General features: G+C 64.5%; 18 protein-coding genes. 16 read left to right on the forward strand and 2 right to left on the reverse strand.

Annotated features, from left to right (window positions below; all coding sequences use genetic code 11):
* Positions 1–21 precede the first annotated feature (21 nt).
* Positions 22–882: an AraC family transcriptional regulator gene (locus UP10_RS28980; RefSeq protein WP_044590619.1), complete on the forward strand. Its 861-nt coding sequence runs from the start codon at positions 22–24 to the stop codon at positions 880–882.
* A gap of 257 nt (positions 883–1,139) precedes the next feature.
* Here UP10_RS28980 and UP10_RS28985 read toward each other — a convergent pair whose 3' ends face one another.
* The gene (locus UP10_RS28985) at positions 1,140–1,814 is read right to left on the reverse strand and encodes a Crp/Fnr family transcriptional regulator (protein WP_044540788.1); all 675 of its coding nucleotides are present in this window, start codon (positions 1,812–1,814) and stop codon (positions 1,140–1,142) included.
* 228 nt (positions 1,815–2,042) lie between these two features.
* Between UP10_RS28985 and UP10_RS28990 the strand changes: the two genes are divergently transcribed.
* The 6 genes from UP10_RS28990 to UP10_RS29015 all read left to right on the forward strand — a co-directional run bounded on the left by UP10_RS28990 (position 2,043) and on the right by UP10_RS29015 (position 9,440).
* Complete coding sequence (locus UP10_RS28990; protein ID WP_044590620.1) at positions 2,043–4,112, forward strand: AsmA family protein; 2,070 nt, start codon at positions 2,043–2,045, stop codon at positions 4,110–4,112.
* A 134-nt stretch (positions 4,113–4,246) separates the two neighbouring features.
* The gene (locus UP10_RS28995) at positions 4,247–6,679 is read left to right on the forward strand and encodes an adenylate/guanylate cyclase domain-containing protein (RefSeq protein ID WP_044590621.1); all 2,433 of its coding nucleotides are present in this window, start codon (positions 4,247–4,249) and stop codon (positions 6,677–6,679) included.
* An 82-nt stretch (positions 6,680–6,761) separates the two neighbouring features.
* Positions 6,762–7,124 (forward strand): hypothetical protein, encoded by a 363-nt coding sequence (locus UP10_RS29000; RefSeq protein ID WP_044590622.1) that lies wholly within the window; start codon positions 6,762–6,764, stop codon positions 7,122–7,124.
* Positions 7,125–7,421: 297 nt separating this feature from the next.
* Positions 7,422–7,631 (forward strand): cold-shock protein, encoded by a 210-nt coding sequence (locus UP10_RS29005; protein WP_044540783.1) that lies wholly within the window; start codon positions 7,422–7,424, stop codon positions 7,629–7,631.
* A 174-nt stretch (positions 7,632–7,805) separates the two neighbouring features.
* The gene (locus UP10_RS29010) at positions 7,806–8,060 is read left to right on the forward strand and encodes a hypothetical protein (protein ID WP_044590645.1); all 255 of its coding nucleotides are present in this window, start codon (positions 7,806–7,808) and stop codon (positions 8,058–8,060) included.
* Positions 8,061–8,570: 510 nt separating this feature from the next.
* On the forward strand, positions 8,571–9,440 hold the full coding sequence (locus tag UP10_RS29015; protein ID WP_044590646.1) for an efflux RND transporter periplasmic adaptor subunit: 870 nt from the start codon (positions 8,571–8,573) through the stop codon (positions 9,438–9,440).
* Between the two features lie 164 nt (positions 9,441–9,604).
* Here UP10_RS29015 and UP10_RS29020 read toward each other — a convergent pair whose 3' ends face one another.
* A complete protein-coding gene (locus tag UP10_RS29020; RefSeq protein ID WP_044590623.1) occupies positions 9,605–10,444 on the reverse strand; it encodes a caspase family protein in 840 nt (279 codons plus the stop codon).
* Between the two features lie 378 nt (positions 10,445–10,822).
* On the opposite strand from UP10_RS29020, the gene UP10_RS29025 reads away from it, so the two are divergent.
* The 9 genes from UP10_RS29025 to UP10_RS29065 form a co-directional block, all read left to right on the forward strand.
* A complete protein-coding gene (locus UP10_RS29025) occupies positions 10,823–12,550 on the forward strand; it encodes a hypothetical protein (protein ID WP_044590624.1) in 1,728 nt (575 codons plus the stop codon).
* A gap of 218 nt (positions 12,551–12,768) precedes the next feature.
* A complete protein-coding gene (locus tag UP10_RS29030; RefSeq protein ID WP_044590625.1) occupies positions 12,769–13,494 on the forward strand; it encodes a thermonuclease family protein in 726 nt (241 codons plus the stop codon).
* A gap of 27 nt (positions 13,495–13,521) precedes the next feature.
* The gene (locus UP10_RS29035) at positions 13,522–14,355 is read left to right on the forward strand and encodes an LssY C-terminal domain-containing protein (RefSeq protein WP_044590626.1); all 834 of its coding nucleotides are present in this window, start codon (positions 13,522–13,524) and stop codon (positions 14,353–14,355) included.
* A gap of 131 nt (positions 14,356–14,486) precedes the next feature.
* Positions 14,487–15,671 carry a pyridoxal-phosphate-dependent aminotransferase family protein gene (locus tag UP10_RS29040; RefSeq protein WP_044590627.1) on the forward strand — a complete coding sequence of 395 codons (1,185 nt, stop codon included), beginning with the start codon at positions 14,487–14,489 and terminating at the stop codon, positions 15,669–15,671.
* 292 nt (positions 15,672–15,963) lie between these two features.
* Positions 15,964–17,016 (forward strand): ABC transporter ATP-binding protein, encoded by a 1,053-nt coding sequence (locus tag UP10_RS29045; protein ID WP_245321930.1) that lies wholly within the window; start codon positions 15,964–15,966, stop codon positions 17,014–17,016.
* A gap of 19 nt (positions 17,017–17,035) precedes the next feature.
* Positions 17,036–18,100, forward strand: coding sequence for an ABC transporter substrate-binding protein (locus UP10_RS29050; protein ID WP_044590629.1), 1,065 nt, complete (start codon positions 17,036–17,038; stop codon positions 18,098–18,100).
* 145 nt (positions 18,101–18,245) lie between these two features.
* A complete protein-coding gene (locus UP10_RS29055) occupies positions 18,246–19,967 on the forward strand; it encodes an ABC transporter permease (RefSeq protein WP_044590630.1) in 1,722 nt (573 codons plus the stop codon).
* 191 nt (positions 19,968–20,158) lie between these two features.
* Positions 20,159–22,273 (forward strand): S9 family peptidase, encoded by a 2,115-nt coding sequence (locus UP10_RS29060; RefSeq protein WP_044590647.1) that lies wholly within the window; start codon positions 20,159–20,161, stop codon positions 22,271–22,273.
* A 195-nt stretch (positions 22,274–22,468) separates the two neighbouring features.
* Positions 22,469–22,711: transposase (locus UP10_RS29065; RefSeq protein ID WP_502692180.1), on the forward strand; the 243-nt coding region annotated here is incomplete at its 3' end.

Here is a 22,711-nt window from a genome sequence, read left to right on the forward strand (position 1 = left end):
TCGATCAGGAGTTCACGACATTTGAAAGTCGCAGCGCGACCAAATGACACCGTCGACTTGCGCGTCAGCCGCAAGCAATCCGGTCCCGTGGCCGCGGCGCATTATGCCGGACAACTGCAACAGGTCGAGCGGCCAGTCGCGGCGATGGCGGCAAGCTATCCGAACGAGAGCATGAGTGCGCGACACGCGCATCGACGCGACCAGTTCATCCTGCAGACGGCAGGCGTCACCTCGATGAAGACCGAACGTGGCCATTTCGTCGTGCCACCCGGCCACGGCCTGTGGATTCCGGCCGGAATCGTCCACCAATCGCGGGCATGGGGTGAGGCCGAAATCCAGACTATCTACGTCACGCGAGATCAGGTGAAGAATGCTCCGGCAACATGCCGCTTGATCCGTGTGTCTTCGCTGGTTGAAGCGCTGATGCAGGAAGCGGTGCAGATGCCGACGCGTTACGACCCTGATGGGCGCGACGGCCGGCTTGTCGCATTCCTGCTCGACGAAATCGGCAGAATGCCGGAGGTTTCCCTGCACGTGCGGGTCCCACCCGATCCACGGCTCGCCGCGATCTGCGAAGCGGTGCTGCTCGATCCAAGCTCGGCTCTCACGCTCGACGAATGGGCGGATCGCTGTCACCTCAGCCGGCGCACATTGACGCGTCTGTTCCGGCGCGAGACCGGACAAAGCTTTTCGGCCTGGCGTCAGCGCGTGCGCCTGCTGGAAGCGCTGGCGCGGCTCGGCGCCGGCGAGGCCGTCACCTGCGTTGCGCTCGATGTCGGCTATGACAGCCCGAGCGCCTTCGCCGCGATGTTCAAGCGCGAACTCGGGACCGCGCCGCGACAATATCTGCGCTGGTCCGATCCGGAGATCGTGCTGAGATAGACGTGTACGCCTAGCTGCACTCCACGAGCACCCGCCAGAAAGCAAAAACCCCTGCGGTCAACGGGAGGACCGCAGGGGTTTGCAGGTGGATGGCGTGAGGCCAGCAAGGCTGGGTGTCACCCCAAGGACCCACGCCAATGAAAGCGATCGCGACCGGTTCCCGCAAGCAAGTCTTTTAAGCAATCGGACGCGCGTGCATACGCGCGCGAACTGCGCGAGACGATTCAATCTTCCCGCGCACGTTGCACGCAACGTTTCTAGTCGTTGCGCGCGACCGTCGTCAGCTTGGTGATGTTGTGCAGCAGAATACGCCCGCGCTGCAGGTCGAGGATGCCGTCCTTGCGCCAGGTCTGGAGCTGGCGGTTGACGCTCTCGCGCGCGGCGCCGACGAAGACGCCGAGCTGTTCCTGCGAGATGTGCACCTCGGAGCCGTAATCCTCGGCCAGCGCGCACAGCCGCCGCGCCAGCCGCACCGGCAGCGGCTGCAGCACGGATTCTTCCATGCGCTCGCTTTGCCAGCGGATGCGCTGGCACAACAATTCGATCAACCTCACCGCGACCTTCGGCTCTTGCTCGAGGAAGGTGAGGAAATCCTGACGCCGCAGCACGAACAATTCGCTGGCCTCGCCCGCGGTCGCGTCCGCGGTGCGGTCCTGGCCGTCGAGCACCGCGACCTCGCCGAACAGATCGCCGGGCCCCATGAAGTTCAGCGTGAGCCGGCTGCCGTCGGAGGCGCCGGTCTCGATGCGGACCTGGCCGCGGCGGACCCCGAACAGGGCGTCACCGGCATCGCCCTTCTGGAACAGCACCTCGCCGTTGGCGAGCTGCTGGGTATGGCAGAGGCCTGACAGCCGCTGCAGTTCGTCGGCGCCGAGATCCGCGAACATCGGGTTCATCTTCAAAATAACCGCAAATTCGACCTGTTTGCTCATTTTATTGCCTTCCAATCGTGTCCGGCGGTCCCGCCAACGCCGGTTAGCAAAGTTCACCCTCATGGAAGTGTGTCACACGTCACATAAGTTCATCGAAGCCGCGGATATTTTTTCATTCCTTGGAGCCAAGCGTTGGAGCGAGGTCCCGTTTTGCGGGATAATCTCGCGCGATCGGCCGGCCCATCACTGAGCCAATCTGACGCCGCTTGCCCGGTCTGGAATGACGACATGAGAGCATTGAAATTTGCCGGGGCCGCCATCGCCGTCGTGCTCGTGATCGTCGCGCTGCTCGCGGCGATCGGGATCCCGTCCGGTTTCCTGATCTCGGCGATCACAGAGCAGGTCGAGCGCGAGACCGGCTACAAGCTCGCGATCAATGGCGGCGCCAGAATCGGGCTTTGGCCGACCGTCACCCTCACACTGCGCGACGTCGCGCTGCACGATCCCCGGGAGCAGGAGATCAATAACCGCTTCACCGCGAGCAGCATCCAGGCCGACATGACGCTCTCGAGCCTGTGGTCGGGCAAGCCTGATATCAGCGACCTCGTCATCGTCCGACCCGTGGTCAATTTGCCGCTGCAGCGCGAGCGCATCCGCGACAACAATCCGCCGGCGAAATCCTCAGCTTCCAGAGACGCAAGCGCCATCACGATCCGGCATGTCAGCGTCACCGGCGGCACCATCGTGTTCTCCAATGTCCGCGATCGGGTCGAGAACCGGACCGAGACGCTCAATGCCGACGTGACGGTCGGCGCCGACCGCAAGATCATCGTCGCGGGCAATGCGCGCGCCAATGACAGACCGCTGAAATTCGAGATCCGGGCCACCGCGCCTGCGCCGCCGCTGGAGCGGCAGAACGTGCCAACCGAAATCAACATCGATGCGCCGGGCCTGCTGCCTGGCGCAATCAAGGCCAATGCCGAGGTGCGGCTGAACGGCACCGTCGTGATGTTCAACGGCGTCTCCGGCACGCTCGGTGACGGCGGCTTCACCGGCTGGGCCTCGGTCGACTTCGCCAGCAGCAAGCCGCTCGTGAAGCTCGATCTCGACTTCCAACGGATCACCCTTGCCACGACGCCGAGCCAGCCCGATGCGTCGGCGCAGCCTTCGTGGAGCAACGCCTCGATCGACCTCAACGGGCTGAACTATGTCGACGCGCAGGCGCGCATCTCGGTGGCGGAATTCATGATCGATGACGGCCGCTTCGCGCCGGCGGCGATCGATGCAACGGTCAACAGCGGTGTGCTGAAAGGCCGGCTCTCCAATCTCGGCGCCTACGAGGGCAACGCCAATGGCGACCTCACGATCGATGCCTCGACCACCAATCCGGCCTATACGCTGCAGCTCGATCTCAACGGCGTGCGCGCGCTGCCGGTGCTCAAGAGCATCGCCGAGTTCGACAGGCTCGATGGCCGGATGCAGGCACGGATCAGCCTGCGTTCGCAGGGCAACAGCGAGCGCGCCATCGTCGCCAATCTCGGCGGCACCGCGTTTGCGGTGTTCCAGGACGGTAAGATTCTTGGGCTCAACGTCGCGCAGATGATCCGCAACCTCACCGCCGGCACTCTGTCAGGCTGGCAGGAGAGCGAGGCGCAGTCGACCGATCTCAGCCAGCTCTCGGCCTCCTTCAAGATCGACAAGGGCCAGGCCGTCACCACCGATCTCAATCTGGTCGGTCCGCTAGTGAAGATGACCGGGGTCGGCACCATCGATCTCAACACCAGGCAGATCGGGTTCCGCGTCGAGCCGCAGCTCGTGATGACGACCGAGGGCCAGGGCCGCGCCGGCAACCCGGTCGGCTTCGGCATTCCCGTGATGATCGAGGGGCCGTGGGTCGGTCCGCGGATTTATCCTGAAATACAAGGCATCCTCGACAATCCCGACGCTGCCTATGCCAAGCTCAAGGAGATGGGCAAGGGCCTGTTCGGGCCGAATGGCCAGGGGCTTGGCCAAAGCCTCGGCGGCCTGACCAATCTCCTCAATGGCGCGCAGGGCGGCGGGACGCCCGCGCAGCCCGGCAGCAGCGCTGCCGGCCAGCCCAACCTGCCCAACGGACAGCTCGGCGACACCATCGGCGGCCTGCTGCAGCAGGGTCTCTCCACCTTGAACCAAGGCAACGCGGCCCGTGGGAGCCAAGGTTCCAGCCAAGGACGTAGCCTCACCCAACCCGCGCCATCCGCCCCCACCGCCGACCAGGCCGCGCCACCGGCCCCCGCCAACCCGGCTCCAGCGGATACCGCCGAGCAGCACGACAATCCGGCGATGAACGAAGTGCTGCGGCAGCTGTTCAACCGCTGATATTCCCGGCTTCCCCCGCCAAAATTCGGGGCTAACCATGTGAGCCAGGCCACCGCCCCGGCCCCCCGATCCGTGCTAAACAAGCCTCCATACTGCGGCGCACCCGGTTGATTTGAAGGGGCGGACGAGGCTGGATGAACGAGGTCAAGGACAAGGTCTGGTTCCTGCGCGGGGGCTTGTTCGCCAAATATGTGCTCGCGCTCGTCGGCCTTGTCGTGTTCGTGCTGGCCGTCAACGGCGCGCTCGAGACCTGGATCAGCTACCGCGGCATCAAGAGCACGCTGACGGACGCGATGGGCGAGAAGGCGGACGCCACCGCCAAGCGCATCGAGCAATCGGTCTCCGATCTCGATCGCCAGATATCCTGGGCGACGCGGGCCTATTCGAACACGCTGGCGCTGCGCCGTGCCGATTACGCCCAGTTGCTCGCCCAGGTGCCGGCCGTCAGCCAGCTCACCTATATCAACGGCCAGGGCCGCGAGGAGCTGCGGCTGTCGCGCCAGACCGTCACGGTGAACTCCAACGCCGACTTCTCCCGTGACCTGCGCTTCACCGATACGCTCAGCCTCGGCACCGCCTACGCGCCGGCCTATTTCCGCGACGAGCGGCCGTATATGTCGATCGGCGAGCAGCATTCCGGCTTCAATGCCGGCGTCACAATGGCCGAGATCGACCTGCGCTTCCTGAATGATTTCCTCGGCGATTCCCAGGTCGGCCGCTTCGCCTTTGCCTATGTCGTCGATCCCAAGGGCCACGTGCTGGCGAGTTCGTCGAAGGGGCCGGACACGGGTAAGGATCTCTCCGCCCTGCCGCAGGTCGCCGCCATGCTCACGTCCGAAAGCGCGACTGTCGCCTCCGGCACCGACAGCGACGGCAACGCCGTGCTGACCACTGCGCGCGCGATGCCCAAGCTCGGCTGGTTCGTGTTCTTCGAGCAGCCGACCGCGCAGGCGCTGGCGCCGATCCGCGACCAGCTGGTGCGCATCGTGCTTTTGATGGCGCTCGGCCTCGTGGTCGCGATCATCGCCGGCACGATCCTGGCGCGGCGCATGCTGGTGCCGATCACGGCGCTGCGTACCGGCGCGCGACGATTGGGGGCGGGCGATTTCGGTCACCGCATCGAGGTGAAGACGGCGGATGAGCTGGAAGAGCTCGCCGGCCAGTTCAACAGCATGGCCGGGCAGCTTGCCGAGACCTATTCCGACCTCGAGTGGAAGGTGAAGGAGCGAACGCGCGATCTGGCGCAATCGATCAACGAGCTGAAGGTGCTGGAGGAGGTCGGCCGCGCGGTGTCGTCCTCGCTCGATCTCAACGCCGTACTGCCGACGGTGGCCGCCCGCGCGCTCGAGATCACCCATGCCGACGCCGTGCTGATCTATGGCTACGATGCCGCAAGCCGCAGCTTCAACCTGACGGAATCGATCGGCATCGACAAGCAGGCCGAAGGCAGCCACCGCGCGATCGCGGAAGTCGGCAGCCCGCTGGCCGAGGCCGCCGCCAAGGGCGAGCCGCTGACATTCCCCGATCTCACTGAGATCCCCGACAATCCGCTGCGCGACATCGTGGTCGGCGCCGGCTTCCACTCGGTGCTGGTGGTGCCGCTGGTCGACCAGCAGGGCGTGCTCGGCTCGCTGGTGGTGCTGCGCAAGGCGGCCGGCGACTTCCCGGCCAATCTGATCGGCCTGATGAAGACGTTTGCGCACCAATCGGTGCTGGCGATGCGCAATGCGCGGCTCTTCACCGAAGTAGATCACAAGAGCCACGCGCTCGAACAAGCCCATGGCACGGTGCGCGAGCAGGCCGACAAGCTCCAGCAGCAGACTGAAGAGCTGAAGGACTGGAACAAGTCGCTGGAAGCGCGGGTCGAGACGCAACTTGGCGAAATCGAGCGCATCCGCAGGCTCGAGCGCTTCCTGGCGCCGCAGGTGGCGCAGCTGATCGCCTCATCCGACAGCCCCGAGGGCCTGCTCGCCAGCCACCGCCGCGAAGTGACTGTCGTGTTCTGCGACCTGCGCGGCTTCACCGCGTTCACCGAGGCGACCGAGCCGGAAGAGGCAATGAATGTGCTGCGCGAATATCATGCGGCGCTCGGCAAGCTGATCTTCAAATATGAGGGCACGCTCGACAAATATGCCGGCGACGGCGTGATGATCCTGTTCAACGCGCCGCTCCAGCTCGACGACCACACCGCGCGCGCGGTGAAGATGGCGGTCGAGATGCGCGACACCATCGGCCCCTTGACCGAGCGCTGGCGCAACCGCGGCCACATTCTCGGCTTCGGCATCGGCATCGCGGTCGGCTATGCCACGCTCGGCCAGGTCGGCTTCGAGCAGCGGCTGGAATATGCCGCGATCGGCAGCGTCACCAACCTCGCCTCCCGGCTGTGCGGCGAGGCCAAGGCCAACCAGATCGTGGTCAGCCGCCGCGTCTTCGGCATGGTCGAGCCTTATGTCGAGGGCTGCGCGATCGACGATCTGGTGCTGAAGGGATTCAATCATCCGATCCTTGCCGCCGAGATCCTGCGCTGGAAGGGCGAGCCGGCGGCGGAAGCGACCGCGGCGGAGTGAGCATCACGTCCGATTGTGAACCGTTTAACAGAACAACCCGGGCGTGCCTGATAGGTTCTGCGCACCTTCAACGGAGGCGACCATGGCTATTGTGCGCAACGGCATCACCTTCCTGACCAAAGAGGAAGCCCGCGACCCCAGCAATCCCGCCGTCAAGGCCGTGAGCGCGGTCAATCTCGGCGACGTGCGGTTTCCCTTCGGCTTCTTCATCCGCGACGATAAAGGCAAGAAATTCGTCGTGCCCGCGACCTGGCCGGACAAGCTCCGGATCCTGCGCATCGCCTTCCCGGACTTCCCCGACGATCAGTCGTTCCGCCAGTGCGAGGGCAACGACGACGGCATGGAGTGCATCGGCGGCTGCAACGAGGGTCCGAACTTTCGATGCTTCAAATTGGCCTCGATCGATGACGGTTTCTTCGGTTGCAGCTGCATGGAAGCTGAGTGACGCGACCGTGATCGACGGTTCCAGGGCGCATGCACTGCACTGTCCCCCGCGCCGCCAGCGGGAACCCGGCCCAGTCCCTTGCCAGTCCCTTGCCAGTCCCTTGCCAGTCCCTTGCCCGTCCGTGCCCCGTCCCTTGCCTTGTATTCTCGGGGAAAGTGTGTATATTCCCGGCATTCGATTAGCCGTTGCGCCTTGTTGAATGGTCCAAGCGGCCCTTTTCCAAAGAACATCGTCAGTTGAATTGGTGATGCGCAGATTTGCGCGATGATGCGCGTATGCGCTTTTGGAGAAGAGAAGATGCCTACAGGTACTGTGAAGTGGTTCAACGGCCAGAAGGGCTTTGGTTTCATCCAGCCCAACGACGGCGGTAGCGATGTGTTCGTTCATATCAGCGCTGTCGAGCGTGCCGGTCTTTCCGGTCTGGCCGAAGGCCAGAAGGTCTCGTTCGAGCTGAAGACCGACAAGATGCGTGGCAAGACCAGCGCCGAGAATCTCTCGCTGGCCTAAGTCCTTGCCTGAGCATGCCCGGCGCGCTTGTCGCGGCGGCAACATGCTCGAGCCCGAGTCATTCCACGGATGTACTGGAATGACCACGCGGCCCGCTCGATCGAAGGATTGGGCGGGCTTTGGCGCGTCGGTTTGTAGCCTTGACACGGCAGACTGCCCAACAACAGGATGACCATGGCCACCAGGAAGCAAGCCGACCCCTCGCCCGAGAGCCTCGCCCGATCGCACCGCCAGCGGCTTGCGGCCGAGGAAGGCGTGCGCGCGATCGCCGACGTCGAGCGCCAGGCCAGCGCCGTGCGCAAGAACATGGACCGGCTGCGCGCGCTCCGCCAGGCCAAAGAGGCCGACGACGCCCGCGAACTCGCGGAAAACCCGCCCCCGCCCCCCAAGCCGAAAGCCGCAAAGCGCGTGAAGAAGGTCGCGGAGTAGCGCGGCATTCGCTTCGTCGTCCCGGCACAATCATTTTCCCCGTCATCCCCGCGCAACGGCTTTGCCGTTGTCGCTGGAGGCGCGAGCCCTTGCGAGCCTCGAGGGATGCAGGGCCCGGCTTGTGGCCGTCGACCCTTCGAGACGCCCGCGTTGCGGCCTCCTCAGGGTGACGGTGAAGCGCTGAGAAAAAGCTGAAGCGCCAGTCGCTCCGATTCAATTGTCAAACAGCCGATAAGGAGATGCGTGTCCGCAATCTCGCGACGCGAAGCGTCCGAGCTGTGCGAACCGATCCACCTTTGAAAATACTCAGAGGGCGCATTCTTGTCCCTTTGTGACCCAACGCACGGTTGCACGGCCGGCGTTCATCCTTGATGGCGCAGAGGCTTGCCGCCTAGCTCCGAAGCCGGACATCTGGTATTCAGTAAGCAAGTTTATTTGACGCGCTTCTTCGCGCGAACCGGCATTCACTTCGCTCGAAAGCGCTACGTTTTTAGGAATGAAACGCCGATGATGTCACGTCTTGCGTGCGCGTCCGCCCTGGTCGCTTCGACGATGATTTCGTTCGCCGCGCTGGCCGCCGGAGAGACCGACGCCACCCCAAAAGGCGCTGCCGTCACCGTGCTGAAAGCCTCGAAATTCTGCTTCAGCAATATCGTCGAGGTCTCCGGGCTGGTGCTGCCACGCGACGAGCAGCAGGTTCGGCCGGAGAAGTTCGGGCTGAAGGTCTCAGAAGTGTTGGCCGATGCCGGCGACAGCGTCACCGCGGGGCAGATGCTGGCGCGGCTGAACGACGGCAACAATTCGATGAATGTGACGGCGCCGGTGGCGGGCACGATCTCGGCCTCGACGGCGATCGTGGGCAGCCCGGCCTCGGCCAAGGGCGAGGCGCTGTTCTCGATCATCACCAAGAGCGAATACGATCTGGTCGGCATGGTGCCGATGCGCGACATCGGCAAGCTGCAGGCCAACCAGACCGCGCAGATCAAGATCTCGGGCGCCGGCGATGTCGACGGACGGGTGCGGCGGATCGCGCCGACGGTGGAGCCGAACAGCCAGCTCGGCCAGGTGTTCCTGGCGATCGCGAGCAACCGGCGCCTGCTGGTGAATTCGTCCGGCCGCGCGCTGATCAAGACCGGGCAGAGCTGCGGCGTCGCGGTGCCGCTGACCGCGATCCTCTATTCCACCGCCGGCACCGTGGTGCAGGTGGTGCGCCGCGACCGCGTCGAGACGCGGCGGGTCGAGACCGGGCTGATGGCGGCCGGCCAGGTCGAGATCCGCGAGGGCATCCAGGAGGGCGAGATCGTGGTCGCCCGCGCCGGCGCGCTGCTGCGCGAAGGCGATCCGGTGCGGCCGGTGGGGGGAAGTGCGGAAGGGAAGTAGGCTCCCGTCGTCCCGGCCTAATGCGCAATTGCGCACGGGGGGCCGGGACCCATACACCGCGGCCCGCGGAAGGGGCACAAGCGGCATCGGCTTTCTTCAACTATTCAATTCGGTGGTTATGGGTCCCGGCCTGCGCCGGGACGACGTATGGATAGAGCCGAGCCTCAGCCGCCGAGCTTGACGTCTTCCAGCAGCGACGATGACACTGCGGGCACCTGCTCGCCTTCGCTGGCGCGGGAGATCGCGACGCGGGTCTTGTTGAAGGCGGTTTCGGCACCGGCCTGGGCGTTGAGGTTGGTCAAGAGCTCCGAGACCAGCACGCTGTTCTGCGATGCCGAATCGTCGGCGACCTTGCCAGGGGTGGCCGAGGTCAGCACCAGGGTGTTTTCCGGCGGGCTGATCGGGGCGAGGCCATGTGAGAACGAGCGGAAGCGGCGTTCATAGGGGTTGCGCCTGCTCGCATCGAGCACGACGAGCTTGGCTTTCGCGCCCTGGTCCTTCATCACATCGAGCACGGACTCGACGCTGACGCCGGAGCGCTTGACGTCGGCTTCCTTCCAGATCGCGGCATCGACCGGGATCATGTAGCTCTCACGGCCGACCTGCACGCCGTAGCCGCCGAAGAACAGCATCACGACCGTATCAGGGCGGATCTTGGCCTTCATCCGCTCGACCGCGCGGACCATGTCGTCCCGCGTCGCGTCCTCGACGACGTCGACGTCAAAGCCGTTGTGGCGCAGCGTGGCCGACAGATTGCGCGCATCGTTGATCGGCTGCGCCAGCGGAGCCGAGGCGTCCGGGTAATGGCCGTTGCCGATGATCAGCGCGAGGCGGGGCGCGCCCGCACCAATCGAGCCGGTCTGCTCGGTGGCGACAGCCTTGGCGGCATCGAGCGAACGCTTGTTGAGCGCGGCATGGGCGCCGATCGCCAGCGACACCGTGCCGGTCAATGCGACCGCTACGGCAATCGTGCGGCGGGATATACGAAGCTGCCTAAGGTCCATAATTATCCTGGTCCCAATCATTAGCCCCGGGGCGGCAAAGTCGAACCGCGCCAGTTAGTCGCGTCAGAGACGGTCGGGGTTTATGGGGTTGAGTTGATGTGTGCCGGTGAATTGATCTCAATTTGCGGCGCTGCAACAAAGAACCATTAACCCGGCCGGACGGCTGGGGCAACCCGGTTTGGCGCATGCTGCCGCCCGGCAGAGACACTTGACTGGGTTAACATCCTGTTATGTGACTTCGATCACATTTGTGTTTTCTACCGATTTATGTAGCTTTCCAAAGGCTTGCGGGATTTGGGGCGGGCGCCGGGAAACACCGTCGGCGCGGCGGCGTTAACCGGTTCCGTGAGAAAGAGATTCTCCTTCAGGAAGGGATTTATGGGCTTTCACGAGATCGCCGGCGCGCTGTGCCGGTCGCTGACCGCCAAAAAGGACGGCCCGTCGCTGTACGACGTCTGCGATCCCGTGCTGCTGAACTATCGCGGCGGCGACGCCCATCTCGGAAAATTCTACCGGACCGCGCTCCGCAATCCGGCGCTGCGGCCGCTGCTGCGCCGCACCGGCCTTCCCGCCCTGAAGGATCCCGCGCGGCTCGCGGCCCTGCGCGCCGCGCTGGTCGCCGCTCGCGACAAGGCAACGCCGGACTGGGCCGCGATCGGCGCCCCGATCGCCGCGCTGATGGACGATCTCGATATCCACCACCCGGCCCCGCCGGCCGCCGCGGTACCGGCGCGCCCACCCGCAATGACCGAGATCGACAAGGTGATCCGCACCACCGGCGCGCATCTGCTGCGCTCGTTCGGCAAAAACGGCTTCATCCCAACCTATGCCGCCTTCAATCTGCTCGGCGATGCCGACATGGGCGGTCGCGAGATGCTGATGGCCCTGACCGGCCTGAACGCGCGGGGTTACAAGAACTCGACGCTCTTGTTCAGCCTGGCCCGCGTCTTCATCGCGCATTCGCCGGCGCGCGCGCTGATCAACCCGCCGTGGCGCGGGATCGCCGAGCCGATGTGGGAGCCGGTGCAGATCCGCCACCGCTCGGCCTATTACGACGCGTTCTTCACCGAGGCCCTGCTCAGCCTCGTCGAGACCGGGCTTGCGTCCTCCGATCAGGCAGCCGTGGCGCGGCGGGCGATCTCAGAGATGGTGGCGTTCTGCCTCAAGACCAGCGCCGAAGAGGTACCGTCGCATGACGGCTCTACGGTGAAAGTGATCACCGCGCTGGCGCCGGGGCGCCATCCGCGCTTCTCGCGGTTCTTTGCCCAGATCAAGCAGGATCTCGGCTTCGGCATCTATGTGCCCGACTGCGACACCACGGCGTGCGCGTTCTCGGCCGCCACGCAGGCCGGCTCCGACGATCCGATCCTCGAGCAGCCGTTGCTGGATTTCTACCGTGGCTACCAGGTGCGATCGGGCGCCAACGAGCCAGTTGTCACCGTGCCGCTCAACGATCACATCGACTATGAGGGCGGCGTCGTCACCTGGATCGACAATCTCAACGGCGACCGGCCCTATGGCAACGACCTCGATCCGACGCTGAACCTCGACATCCTCGAGGTCTCGTTCCGCAACCTCGCCCGCTGGAAGGTGATCGAGACGCCGCAGCGGCTGGAGACCGTGCATCGCATCATCGCCTTCCAGAAGAATCTGGTCGAAAGCGGCGCGTTCAAGAATCCGCGCTCGCATATCTATTACCTGCCCGAGCTCTATTCGGCCTATTTCGGCCGCTGCTACGCGGCGTTCGTCGCGTTGCCGCTGGCGGCGCAGCGCGTCATCGATCCCGAGAACATCTTCGCGCTGATCAGGGCGCGCGTGCTCGGCTATGTCACGACCGAGCTGATCGCCCATGAGATGAACGCCTTCGACGCCGCGCTGGCGCTGATGGCGCTGGCGCATCTGAACGCCGAGGTCTCGACCTTCACGCCGGCGCTGCACTGCATCGTCCAGAGCCTCAGTGAGGGCGGTCGCCACGGACCCTACAAGGCCTATGAGTGGAACAAGATGAAGACCCCGACGCGCATCCTGGTCGGCGGGCCGGAGGTGACGTCGGCGTTCGTGCTGATGGGTTTGGCATTGGCCAGAAAGCGAATGGCGACTTCGTAGCCCGGATGGAGCGAAGCGAAATCCGGGGTCTTCGCCCCGCCGATGGACTGCCCCGGATTACGCTTCGCTCCATCCGGGCTACGAGACTTGTGAATGACGTGAAGTTGAGGCCATCTTCCACCAGCCACCACTGGAACCGCTGCCCAATTCCCCGCACAATCCGTGGGCATTGACTGGGCACTGATATCTGACCGCTTCAACCCGCGCCGGGATTGCCGATGCTCAAGACGCTGCTCACCGCTGGTCTCCTGTTGTCGCTGCCCGCGCTGGCGCTGGCCGCCGACATCACCGGCGTGCCGAAGATCCGCGACGGCGATCAAGTCGTGATCGGCTCGACCCGCATCCGGCTCGGCGGCATCGACGCGCCGTCGACCGACCAGCTTTGCCTCAACACCAAGGGCGAGCGCTGGACCTGCGGCGTCGTCGCGCGCGACGAGCTGGTCAAGCACGCCGGCAACAAGAGCTGGACCTGCCACACCCGCTCGGTCGATCGCCGCGGCCGCACCATTGCGCGCTGCGAGGTCGACGGCGAGGACATCCAAAAATGGATGGTGACCAACGGCTGGGCGCTGGCTTATACCCGCGTCTCGCACGACTATGACGCGGACGAACAAACCGCGCGCGAGGCCAAAGCCGGGATGTGGCAGGGCGCGTTCATCGCGCCGTGGGACTGGCGCGTGCGCAACAAGAAGACGACGGTGCTGGGCGCGGTGCAGCCGGGCGAGAACGCCCACGCGATCCTGCAGGCCTCGGCATCCGGCCCGGTCGCGCCGTCACCCGACTGCACCATCAAGGGCAACGTCAACCGCTCCGGCGAATGCATCTATCACCAGCCGACCAGCCGCTGGTACGCCAAGATCGAGATGAAGATCTCCAAGGGCACGCGCTGGTTCTGCTCGGTCGAGGAGGCCGAAGCCGCCGGCTGCCGCGAGACGCGGCGTTAAGCGCGCGCTGGTCCGAAAGTAAATGCCGTGACCGACATCGAGGTCAATCCGCGTGTGGCGCGCCGGCGCGACCGCATCAGGCGCGCCGAATTGTTGTTGCTGCTGGTGCTGATGACCTACCTGCTCGCCGCCTATCTGGTGCTGCCGGCGGTCTGGAAGCATTACGAACACCAGAAGGGCCTCGCTGAGCTACCGATGGTGACGCGCACCGCAGCAGGCATTCCCGGCGATCCCATGAATATCGGCCTGATCGGCGACGCCAAGGATGTGATCTGCGCGATGCACGAGGCCGGCTGGTATCCGGCCGATCCGATCACGCTGAGATCCTCGATCGCGATCGTCGGCAGCGTGCTGCTGGACCGTCCCTACAAGGACGCGCCGGTCAGCAACCTGTTCTATCTCGGCCGCCATGAGGATCTCGCCTTCGAGAAGCCGGTCGGATCGAGCGCCGACCGCCGCAATCATGTGCGCTATTGGAAGGTGCTCGATTCCGGCGAGGAGAAGCGGCCGGTGTGGCTCGGCGCCGCGACGCTCGACCGCAGCGTCGGCATCAGCCACTACACCGGCGCCGTGACCCATCACATCGCCGCCGATCTTGACACCGAGCGCGCGCTGCTCGCCGGCGATCTCGAGACATCAGGCATGGTCACAGCAAAATATCAGGTGACCGGCGTCGGTCCGACGCTGGCGGGGCGCAATGGCGGCGGCGATCCCTATTTCACCGACGGTGAAATCTGGGTGCTGCGGCTGGTCGAGGCCTGCAACAAGCATGACGGCGCGGTCGAACAGATCGCGAGCCCGGCGGCGACCGAATTCAAGGACCAGGTGTGGCGCTCGGTCGTCGAGGCGATCGGCAAATAAGGGGCCGCGCCCTGCGTTTTTGAGGCTCTGGATTGCTTCACACCGCTCGCAATCGCAGCCCTTTTCGCCTATCTTCCGGCCTTGACCCCTCACACGCTTGATTCCGCGTTTTACCCATAAGGAACAAGAAGATGACCGTTCGCGCGGGCCGGGAATTTCTGGCCATCCCCGGACCCACCACGATGCCTGATCAGGTGTTGCAGGCGATGCATCGCCCGGCGCTCGACATCTACTCCAGCGAGATGTTCGAATTGACCGACAGCCTGCTGCGCGATCTCTCAAAGCTGTTCGCCACCCAGGGCAAATCCTACATCTACATCGCCAACGGTCACGGCGCCTGGGAGGCGACGCTGTCCAACGTGCTGTCGCGCGGCGACAAGGTGCTGGTGCTGGAGAGCGGGCGTTTCGCGATGGGCTGGGGCCAGGCAGCGGCCGCGATGGGCGCCGAGGTCGAGATCTTGAAGGGCGACTGGCGCCGCGCCATCCGACCCGCCGAAGTCGAGGAGCGGCTGCGGCGCGACAAGGAGCATACGATCAAGGCGATCCTCGCGGTGCAGGTCGACACCGCCTCGGGCGTCTATAACGACGTCGAGGCGATCGGCAAGGCGATCAAGGCCGCGGGCCATCCCGCTTTGTTCATGGTTGACACTGTGGCCTCGCTCGGCTGCACGCAATTCGAGATGGACAAATGGTACATCGACGTCGCGATGTCAGGCTCGCAGAAGGGTCTGATGACGCCGCCCGGCCTCGGCTTCGTCGCCGCCAATGACCGCGCCTGGGACGCCCACAAGAAGGCCAATCTGCGCACGCCCTATTGGGACTGGACCGAGCGCGAGGGCTCAGAGCACTACCGCAAATATGCCGGCACCGCGCCGGTGCATCTGCTGTTCGCGCTGCGCGAGGCCATCAACATGATTCAGGCCGAAGGTCTGGAGAATGCATTCGAGCGTCACCGGCTGCTCGGTGAAGCGGTGCGCCGCGCCGTCGCGGTCTGGGCCCAGGGCCAGGTGCTCGGCTTCAACATCGCCGAACCGACCGAGCGCTCCAACACGGTGACGACCGTCACCGTGAAGGGCGCCGATCCCGCCGCGATCCAGCACTATGCCAAGGAGAAATGCGGCGTCGTGCTCGGCACCGGCATCGGCGATCTGCAGGGCCAGGCCTTCCGCATCGCGCATATGGGCCACGTCAACGCGCCGATGGTGCTGGGTACGCTCGGCGTCATCGAAGTCGCGCTCAACGCGCTGAAGATTCCGCACGGCAAGGGCGGCACCGACGCCGCGGTGCAGTGGCTGGGCGAGAGCGTGAAGGCGTAGGGTTAAAGTCGTAGACCCGACATTGCGAGCCAACGGGACGCGAGAATGCGCGCCCGATGACAGGCTCCGCGAAGCAATCCATGCCACCGCATATGCGGAGCGATGGATTGCTTCGTGGCTTCGCTCCTCGCAATGACGGCGCCACATTCAGGATGACGGAACGGTAAGTCGACCACTACTTATTGACAGCGCGCGAACACTTTCCGCCGCAACCAATTTCAGCTTTACTGCCGGCAACAGCCGGGCACTGATCCCTGCAACATTACGACATGGAGGGGATCGCTTGGCGTCGGTGGAATTGCGCGGCCTGGTCAAGCGATTTGGATCGTTTATCGCGGTCGATGATGTCTCTCTCACCATCGATCATGGGCAGCTGGTCTGCCTGCTCGGGCCGTCCGGCTGCGGCAAGACCACGACGCTGCGGCTGATCGCGGGCTTCCTCGAGCCCACCGGCGGCGAGATCCGCGTCGGCGAGCGGCTGGTCTCCTCGAAAGCGCGCACGCTGCCGCCCGAGCAGCGCAACATGTCGATGATCTTCCAGAGCTATGCGCTGTGGCCGCATATGACGGTGGCCGAGAACATCGTCTACGGCCTGCGCCTGCGCAAAATGGATCGCGACACCATCGCGAAGAAGCTCGCTGCGATCCTGGCGACGACCAAGCTCGAAGCGCTGGCGCAGCGCTATCCCGGCGAGCTCTCCGGCGGCCAGCAGCAGCGCGTCGCGCTGGCGCGGGCGCTGATCATCGGGCCGGAGACGCTGCTGCTCGACGAGCCGCTGTCGAATCTCGACGCGAATTTGCGCGAGGAAATGCGCTTCGAGATCCGCCGGCTGCACGACGAATATCGCTACACCACGGTCTATGTCACCCACGACCAGTCGGAGGCGATGACCACCGCGGACCTGATCGCTGTCATGAACGCCGGCAAGATCGACCAGCTCGGCAGCCCTGAGGATATCTACGCGCGGCCGGAATCCGAGTTTGTCGCGCGCTTCATCGGCGCCGCCAATGTCATCAAGGGCACCGCGCGCGACGAAAACCACGTCGCGTTTGCCGGCGCGACGCTGCAGGTGGTCGGCGCCAAGCTCACGGCCGGCGCGACCGCGCCGGTCGCGATCCGCCAGCATGAGATCCAGCTCTCGACGCGAGAGCCCTCTTCGCAGCAGAACACGCTCAAGGCCATCGTGACCCGGCAGGTCTATCTCGGCATGTTCAGAGATTACATGGTGGAGACGCAGGACGGCACCTCCTTGCGCGTGACCACGCCGACGGAGACCGCGGTCGACAAGGGCAGCGAGGTCTGGCTGACCTTGCCGCCCGAGTGCTGCCGGGCGCTCAGCCGATAAAACAAAAACGAGGGACGCGATGCGGAGACGGTTTTCCAGACGCGACGTCCTCAAAGGCACGGCTACGCTTGCGCTCGGCACCGTGTTCGCATCTCCGCTGCGCGCCGCAGCGCCTGAGCCAACCGCGATCACGGCCGACCTTGTCGCAGCCGCGAGAAAAGAAGCGACCGTCGTCTTCTATTCGTCGATGGACCTGCCCGTTGGCGAAAAGCTCGGCAAGGCGTTCGAGGCGGCTTATCCGGGCATGACGGTCCAGATCGAGCGCTCCGGCTCGGAGCGGCTGTTCCAGCGCGTCGCCCAAGAATACGAGTCCAACATCCACGCCGCTGACATCGTCAACAGCGCCGACGCTTCGCACTTCATTCCATGGAAGAAGAACGGCTGGCTGATGCCGTTCGTGCCCGAGGATGTGGCGAAGTATTTTCCGGACAATTACCGCGAGCCCGACGGCATGGCCGTCACCACGCGGCTGTGGCTGTCGTCGATCGCCTACAACACCAATCTGGTGAAGGCGGACGACGCGCCGAAGAGCTTTGCCGACCTGCTCGACCCGAAATGGGCCGGCAAGATGGTGAAGGGCCACCCGGCCTATAGCGGCACCATCATGACCACGACCTTCCAGCTCGTCCGCGAGCTCGGCTGGCCCTACCTGGAGAAGCTGTCAAAACAGCGCGTGATGCAGGTGCAGTCATCGACCGATCCACCGAAAAAGCTGTCGCTCGGCGAGCGCGCCGTGATGGCCGACGGCAATGAATACGGCATCGTGCTGCTGAAGGAAGCCGGACAGCCGGTCGAGCCGGTCTACCCGACCGAAGGCACGCCGACGATCTCGGGGCCGACAGGAATCTTCGCCGGTGCGCCGCATCCCAACGCGGCAAAAATGTTCCAGGCCTGGCTGCACACCCGGGAGACCCAGCAGTTCTTCGTCGACTTCACGGGGCAGTATTCGTTGCACGCCCAGGTGCAGCCGAAAGCCGGGCGGCGCAAGCTTTCCGACATCAAGCTGATGACGGAGGATCCGGCCGGTGTGGAAGCGATGACGGAAGAAATCAAGACGCGCTACGCGCGGCTGTTTCGGGTTTAGTGATGTGCAACTGCATTCACCATCGTCATTCCGGGACGCCGCGAAGCGGCGAGCCCGGAATCCATCAATCCGCATGGGTTCGCGGTGAAATGGATTCCGGGCTCGCGCTACGCGCGCCCCGGAATGACGGGGAAAGAGTTTTTGCATGACAACCCTCAATCCTTCCACCTCCCCCGCCACAAAACCGCGCATCGACTGGACGCGGCCCGTGCTGTGGCTGTTCGCCGCCATTCTCGTGCTGCTGATCCTGCTGCCGCTGTCATGGCTCGCAGTATACGCCTTCACCGACAAGAACCGACATCCGACGCTGCAAAACTTCGTCACGCTGTTCAGCAACCCCGATTTCCTCGATCCGCTGCTGACGACAGCCATCATCGCCATCACCTCGGCGGTGATCTGCTGCATCGTCGCCGCCCCGCTCAGCTGGCTGGTGTCGCGCACCGACATGCCGGGGCGGCAGACCATTCGCGCGCTGGTGACGGCGTCGTTCGTGACACCACCGTTCCTCGGCGCGGTTGCCTGGGAACTACTGGCGGCGCCGAATTCGGGGCTGTTGAACCAGTTGTACCGGCTGTTCGCGGGCGAGGACGCGGACGCGCTGTTCAACATCTATTCGCTGACCGGGATCATCTTCGTGATCTCCTGCTACACCTTCCCGTTCGTGTTCGTGTTGGTGGCGAATGCGCTCGACACCATGCCGGGCGAGCTGGAGGACGCCTCCGCGATCCTCGGCGGCAACGCCTGGACCACGGCGCGGCGGATCACGATTCCGCTGGCGCTGCCGGCGCTGGTCGCGGGCGCGCTGATTGCGTTCCTGCAGGCGATGACGCTGTTCGGCTCGCCGGCAATCCTGGCACTGCCGGCCGGCTTCCACACCATGACGACCAAGATCTGGAGCCTGTTCCAATATCCGCCGAAGCTTGAGCTGGCGGCGGCCGCAGCCGTGCCGCTGCTCTTGCTCACCATCCTGCTGCTGCAAGGTCAGAAATTCCTGCTTGGCCGGCGCGGTTATTCGGTGATCGGCGGCAAATATGGCGCGCCGCGCCGCGTGGAGTTGAAGCGATGGCGTTGGGTGGCGCTCGGCTTCTGCCTGCTGGTGCTGCTCAATCCCGTGTTCCTGCCCTATTTCGCATTGCTCAATGCGGCGTTTTCGCCGAACGCCACCACGCTGGTGACGCCATCGACCCTGACGCTGCACAACATCGTCTTCGTGTTCACCGAGCTGTCGTCGACCCAGCTCGCGCTGAAGAACACCGTGATCCTCGGCGCATCGACCGCGACGATTGGCACCATCCTCGCGCTCGTGATCGCCTATGTCACGACACGCAAGGTGATCGCGGGCCATCGCATCCTCGGCTTCCTCGCCACCGCGCCGGTCGCGGTCCCCGGCATCGTGCTCGGCGTCGGGCTGTTCCTGAGCTACACGCGGCCACCTTTCGTGCTCTACGGCACGCTGTGGATCCTGCTGCTCGCCTTCCTCACCATCAATCTGCCGTCGGCCTATCAGCAATTGCAGGCCGCATTCACGACCATCCATCCCGAGCTCGAGGAAGCAAGCCGCATCCTCGGCGCAACGCGACTGCAGGCGCTGCGCCAGGTCACCGCGCCCCTGTTGCGGACCGGCGTGATCGCGACCTGGTGCTTCATCTTCATCGGCGTGATGCGCGAGCTCTCGGCAGCGATCGTGCTGTTCACATCGCAGACCAAGGTGCTATCGGTGCTGATCTACGACCTCAACGAAGGCGGCGACCTCGCCGCGATCGCGGTGCTCGGCATCGCAATGCTGGTGATCACCTTCGCCGTCGTCATGGCGGTGAACCAGATTCCGATGTCAGGCAGCGCGAGCGCGAAGTTGCGGAATGGGTAGATCGCTCTATCCCCGTCATTGCGAGGAGCGAAGCGACGAAGCAATCCATTCTACCCCTTTGGGGAGAGATGGATTGCTTCGCTCCGCTCGCAATGACGGGGATGGAGCGGAGCGGCCAAGCGGTTCCAACCATCTGGCAATCGCCACATTCATCCCGATATAAGGCGGTATCCCTGCACAATGAGGCCCGTGTGACCAAATCCGCCAGTAAGACCCCCGTCCATGCCGCGCCCGTCGCACCGCACCGGCCGCATGCCTTCACCACCCATGGCATCACGGTGACGGATGATTATGCGTGGATCAAGGATCCGAAGTGGCAGGAGGTGCTGCGCGATCCCTCGATCCTCGAACCTGATATCCGCACCTATCTGGAAGCCGAGAACGGCTACACCGAGAGCCTGCTCGGCCACACCGGACAGCTGCAGAAGCAGCTCGTCAAGGAAATGCGCGGGCGGATCAAGGAGGACGATTCGAGCGTACCGTCCCCGGACGGCCCGTACGCTTATTTCCGGAAATTCCGCGAGGGCGGCCAGCACGAACAGTTCGGTCGCATGCCGCGCGACGGCGGCGATGCGCATGTCGTGCTCGATGGCGACGCGCTGGCGGAGGACCACGACTATTTCAAATTCGGCGGCAGCCGACATTCCAACGATCACCGGCTGCACGCCTGGAGCGCCGACACCAAGGGTTCGGAGTATTTTTCGATCCGCGTGCGCGACTGGGCTTCCGGTGCCGATCTCGATGACGTCGTCGAGGAGACCGATGGCGGCGTCGTCTGGGCCGCGGATTCCAACAGCTTCTTCTACGTCAAGCTCGACGACAATCACCGCCCGATGCAGGTCTGGCGGCACCGGCTCGGCACCGCGCAGGTCGACGACATCCTGGTCTATGAGGAGCAGGATCCCGGCTGGTTCACCCATTTGCACGAAAGTTCGAGCGGCCGCTTCTGCGTGATCGCGGGCGGCGATCATGAGACCTCCGAGCAACGCCTGATCGATCTCGCCGATCCCGATGCGCCGCCACGTCTGGTCGCGGCGCGCGAGGAGGGCGTGCAGTACTCGATCGCCGATCGCGGCGATGCGCTGTTCATCCTCACCAATGCCGACGATGCGATCGACTTCAAGGTGATGACCGCGCCGCTCGGCTCTCCCCAGCGCGCCAGCTGGCGCGACCTGATCCCGTATCGCGAGGGCATCTATGTGCTCGATGTCGAGCTCTATGCCAACCACATGGTGCGGCTGGAACGATCAAATGCGCTGCCCGCGATCATCATTCGCGACCTCACTTCGGGCGAAGAGCATCCGATCGCCTTCGACGAAGCCGCCTATTCGCTCGACACGATGGGCAGCTACGAGTTCGAGACCACCAATCTGCGCTTCTCCTATTCGTCGATGACGACGCCGTCGGAAGTCTACGACTACGACATGGCGACGCGGGCGCGGGTGCTCCGCAAGCGCCAGGAGATTCCGTCCGGCCACAATCCGGCGGACTATGTCACCACGCGGATCATGGCTGTTGCGCATGATGGCGCGCATGTGCCGGTCTCAATCCTGCATCGCAAGGACTTTGCCCGCGACGGCAAGGCGCCGCTGCTGCTCTATGGTTACGGCTCCTACGGCATGGCGATGCCGGCCTCCTTCAACACCAACCGGTTGTCGCTGGTCGACCGCGGCTTCGTCTACGCGATCGCGCATATCCGCGGTGGCGCCGACAAGGGCTGGGGCTGGTATCTCGACGGCAAGCGCGAGAAGAAGACCAACACGTTCGACGATTTCGCCGCCGCCGGACGCGCACTGATCGAGACAAAATACACCGGTGAGAAGCGCATCGTCGGTCATGGCGGCTCGGCCGGCGGCATGCTGATGGGGGCGGTCGCCAATCGCGCCGGCGAGCTGTTTGGCGGCATCGTCGCCGAGGTGCCGTTCGTCGACGTGCTCAACACCATGCTCGACGACACGCTGCCGCTGACGCCGCCGGAATGGCCGGAATGGGGCAACCCGATCGAGAGCGAAAAGGATTTCCGCACCATCCTGTCCTATTCGCCCTACGACAATGTTGCGGCCAAGGACTATCCGCCGATCCTCGCGATGGGCGGGCTCACTGATCCCCGGGTGACTTACTGGGAGCCGGCGAAATGGATCGCCCGGCTGCGCGCCACCATGACAGGCGGCGGCCCCGTCCTGCTCCGCACCAACATGGGCGCCGGCCACGGCGGCGCCTCCGGCCGCTTCAACCGGCTCGACGAGGTCGCGATCGTCTACGCGTTTGCGCTGTGGGCGGTGGGGATGGCGAAGGCTGAAGTCTAGCCCCACCGTCGTCCTGGCGAAAGCCAGGACCCATACCGCGTGATCTATCGATTGAGTGCGGTGCACGTACCACGGCGAAGATCGCTGCCAGTCTTCGTCAAACTTCTTCCTGTGGTTATGGGTCCTGGCTTTCCAGGCTGTGTGAAAACCTGATCGGCTATTGTTGTCGGGATCGGGCTTTGATTCGAGGTTATGATGGCGCATGTGACGGGCCAGTCGCGGTATCAAACGACGCTTTTTCCTGAGGTTCTGGACGAGGTGGTGGGGCGCGACGATCCGGTTCGGGTGATCGATGCGTTTGTAGATGCGCTGGCTCTTGCGGAGTTGGGATTTTCGAAGGCTGCGGCCGAGGAACTGGGTCGGCCGCCCTATGCGCCGGGCGACCTGCTGAAGCTTTACATTTACGGCTATTTGCACCGGGTGCGGGCGAGCCGTCGG

It is taken from the genome of Bradyrhizobium sp. LTSPM299 (genome assembly GCF_000938235.1).
GTDB lineage: Bacteria > Pseudomonadota > Alphaproteobacteria > Rhizobiales > Xanthobacteraceae > Bradyrhizobium.

What these genes read in the sequence shown, in the direction of transcription:
- UP10_RS28985 (WP_044540788.1), bottom strand. Translation starts at nt 1,814, where the DNA reads ATGAGCAAACAGGTCGAATTTGCGGTTATTTTGAAGATGAACCCGATG.
- UP10_RS28990 (WP_044590620.1), top strand. Translation starts at nt 2,043, where the DNA reads ATGAGAGCATTGAAATTTGCCGGGGCCGCCATCGCCGTCGTGCTCGTG.
- UP10_RS28995 (WP_044590621.1), top strand. Translation starts at nt 4,247, where the DNA reads ATGAACGAGGTCAAGGACAAGGTCTGGTTCCTGCGCGGGGGCTTGTTC.
- UP10_RS29000 (WP_044590622.1), top strand. Translation starts at nt 6,762, where the DNA reads ATGGCTATTGTGCGCAACGGCATCACCTTCCTGACCAAAGAGGAAGCC.
- UP10_RS29005 (WP_044540783.1), top strand. Translation starts at nt 7,422, where the DNA reads ATGCCTACAGGTACTGTGAAGTGGTTCAACGGCCAGAAGGGCTTTGGT.
- UP10_RS29010 (WP_044590645.1), top strand. Translation starts at nt 7,806, where the DNA reads ATGGCCACCAGGAAGCAAGCCGACCCCTCGCCCGAGAGCCTCGCCCGA.
- UP10_RS29015 (WP_044590646.1), top strand. Translation starts at nt 8,571, where the DNA reads ATGTCACGTCTTGCGTGCGCGTCCGCCCTGGTCGCTTCGACGATGATT.
- UP10_RS29020 (WP_044590623.1), bottom strand. Translation starts at nt 10,444, where the DNA reads ATGGACCTTAGGCAGCTTCGTATATCCCGCCGCACGATTGCCGTAGCG.
- UP10_RS29025 (WP_044590624.1), top strand. Translation starts at nt 10,823, where the DNA reads ATGGGCTTTCACGAGATCGCCGGCGCGCTGTGCCGGTCGCTGACCGCC.
- UP10_RS29030 (WP_044590625.1), top strand. Translation starts at nt 12,769, where the DNA reads ATGCTCAAGACGCTGCTCACCGCTGGTCTCCTGTTGTCGCTGCCCGCG.
- UP10_RS29040 (WP_044590627.1), top strand. Translation starts at nt 14,487, where the DNA reads ATGACCGTTCGCGCGGGCCGGGAATTTCTGGCCATCCCCGGACCCACC.
- UP10_RS29050 (WP_044590629.1), top strand. Translation starts at nt 17,036, where the DNA reads ATGCGGAGACGGTTTTCCAGACGCGACGTCCTCAAAGGCACGGCTACG.
- UP10_RS29055 (WP_044590630.1), top strand. Translation starts at nt 18,246, where the DNA reads ATGACAACCCTCAATCCTTCCACCTCCCCCGCCACAAAACCGCGCATC.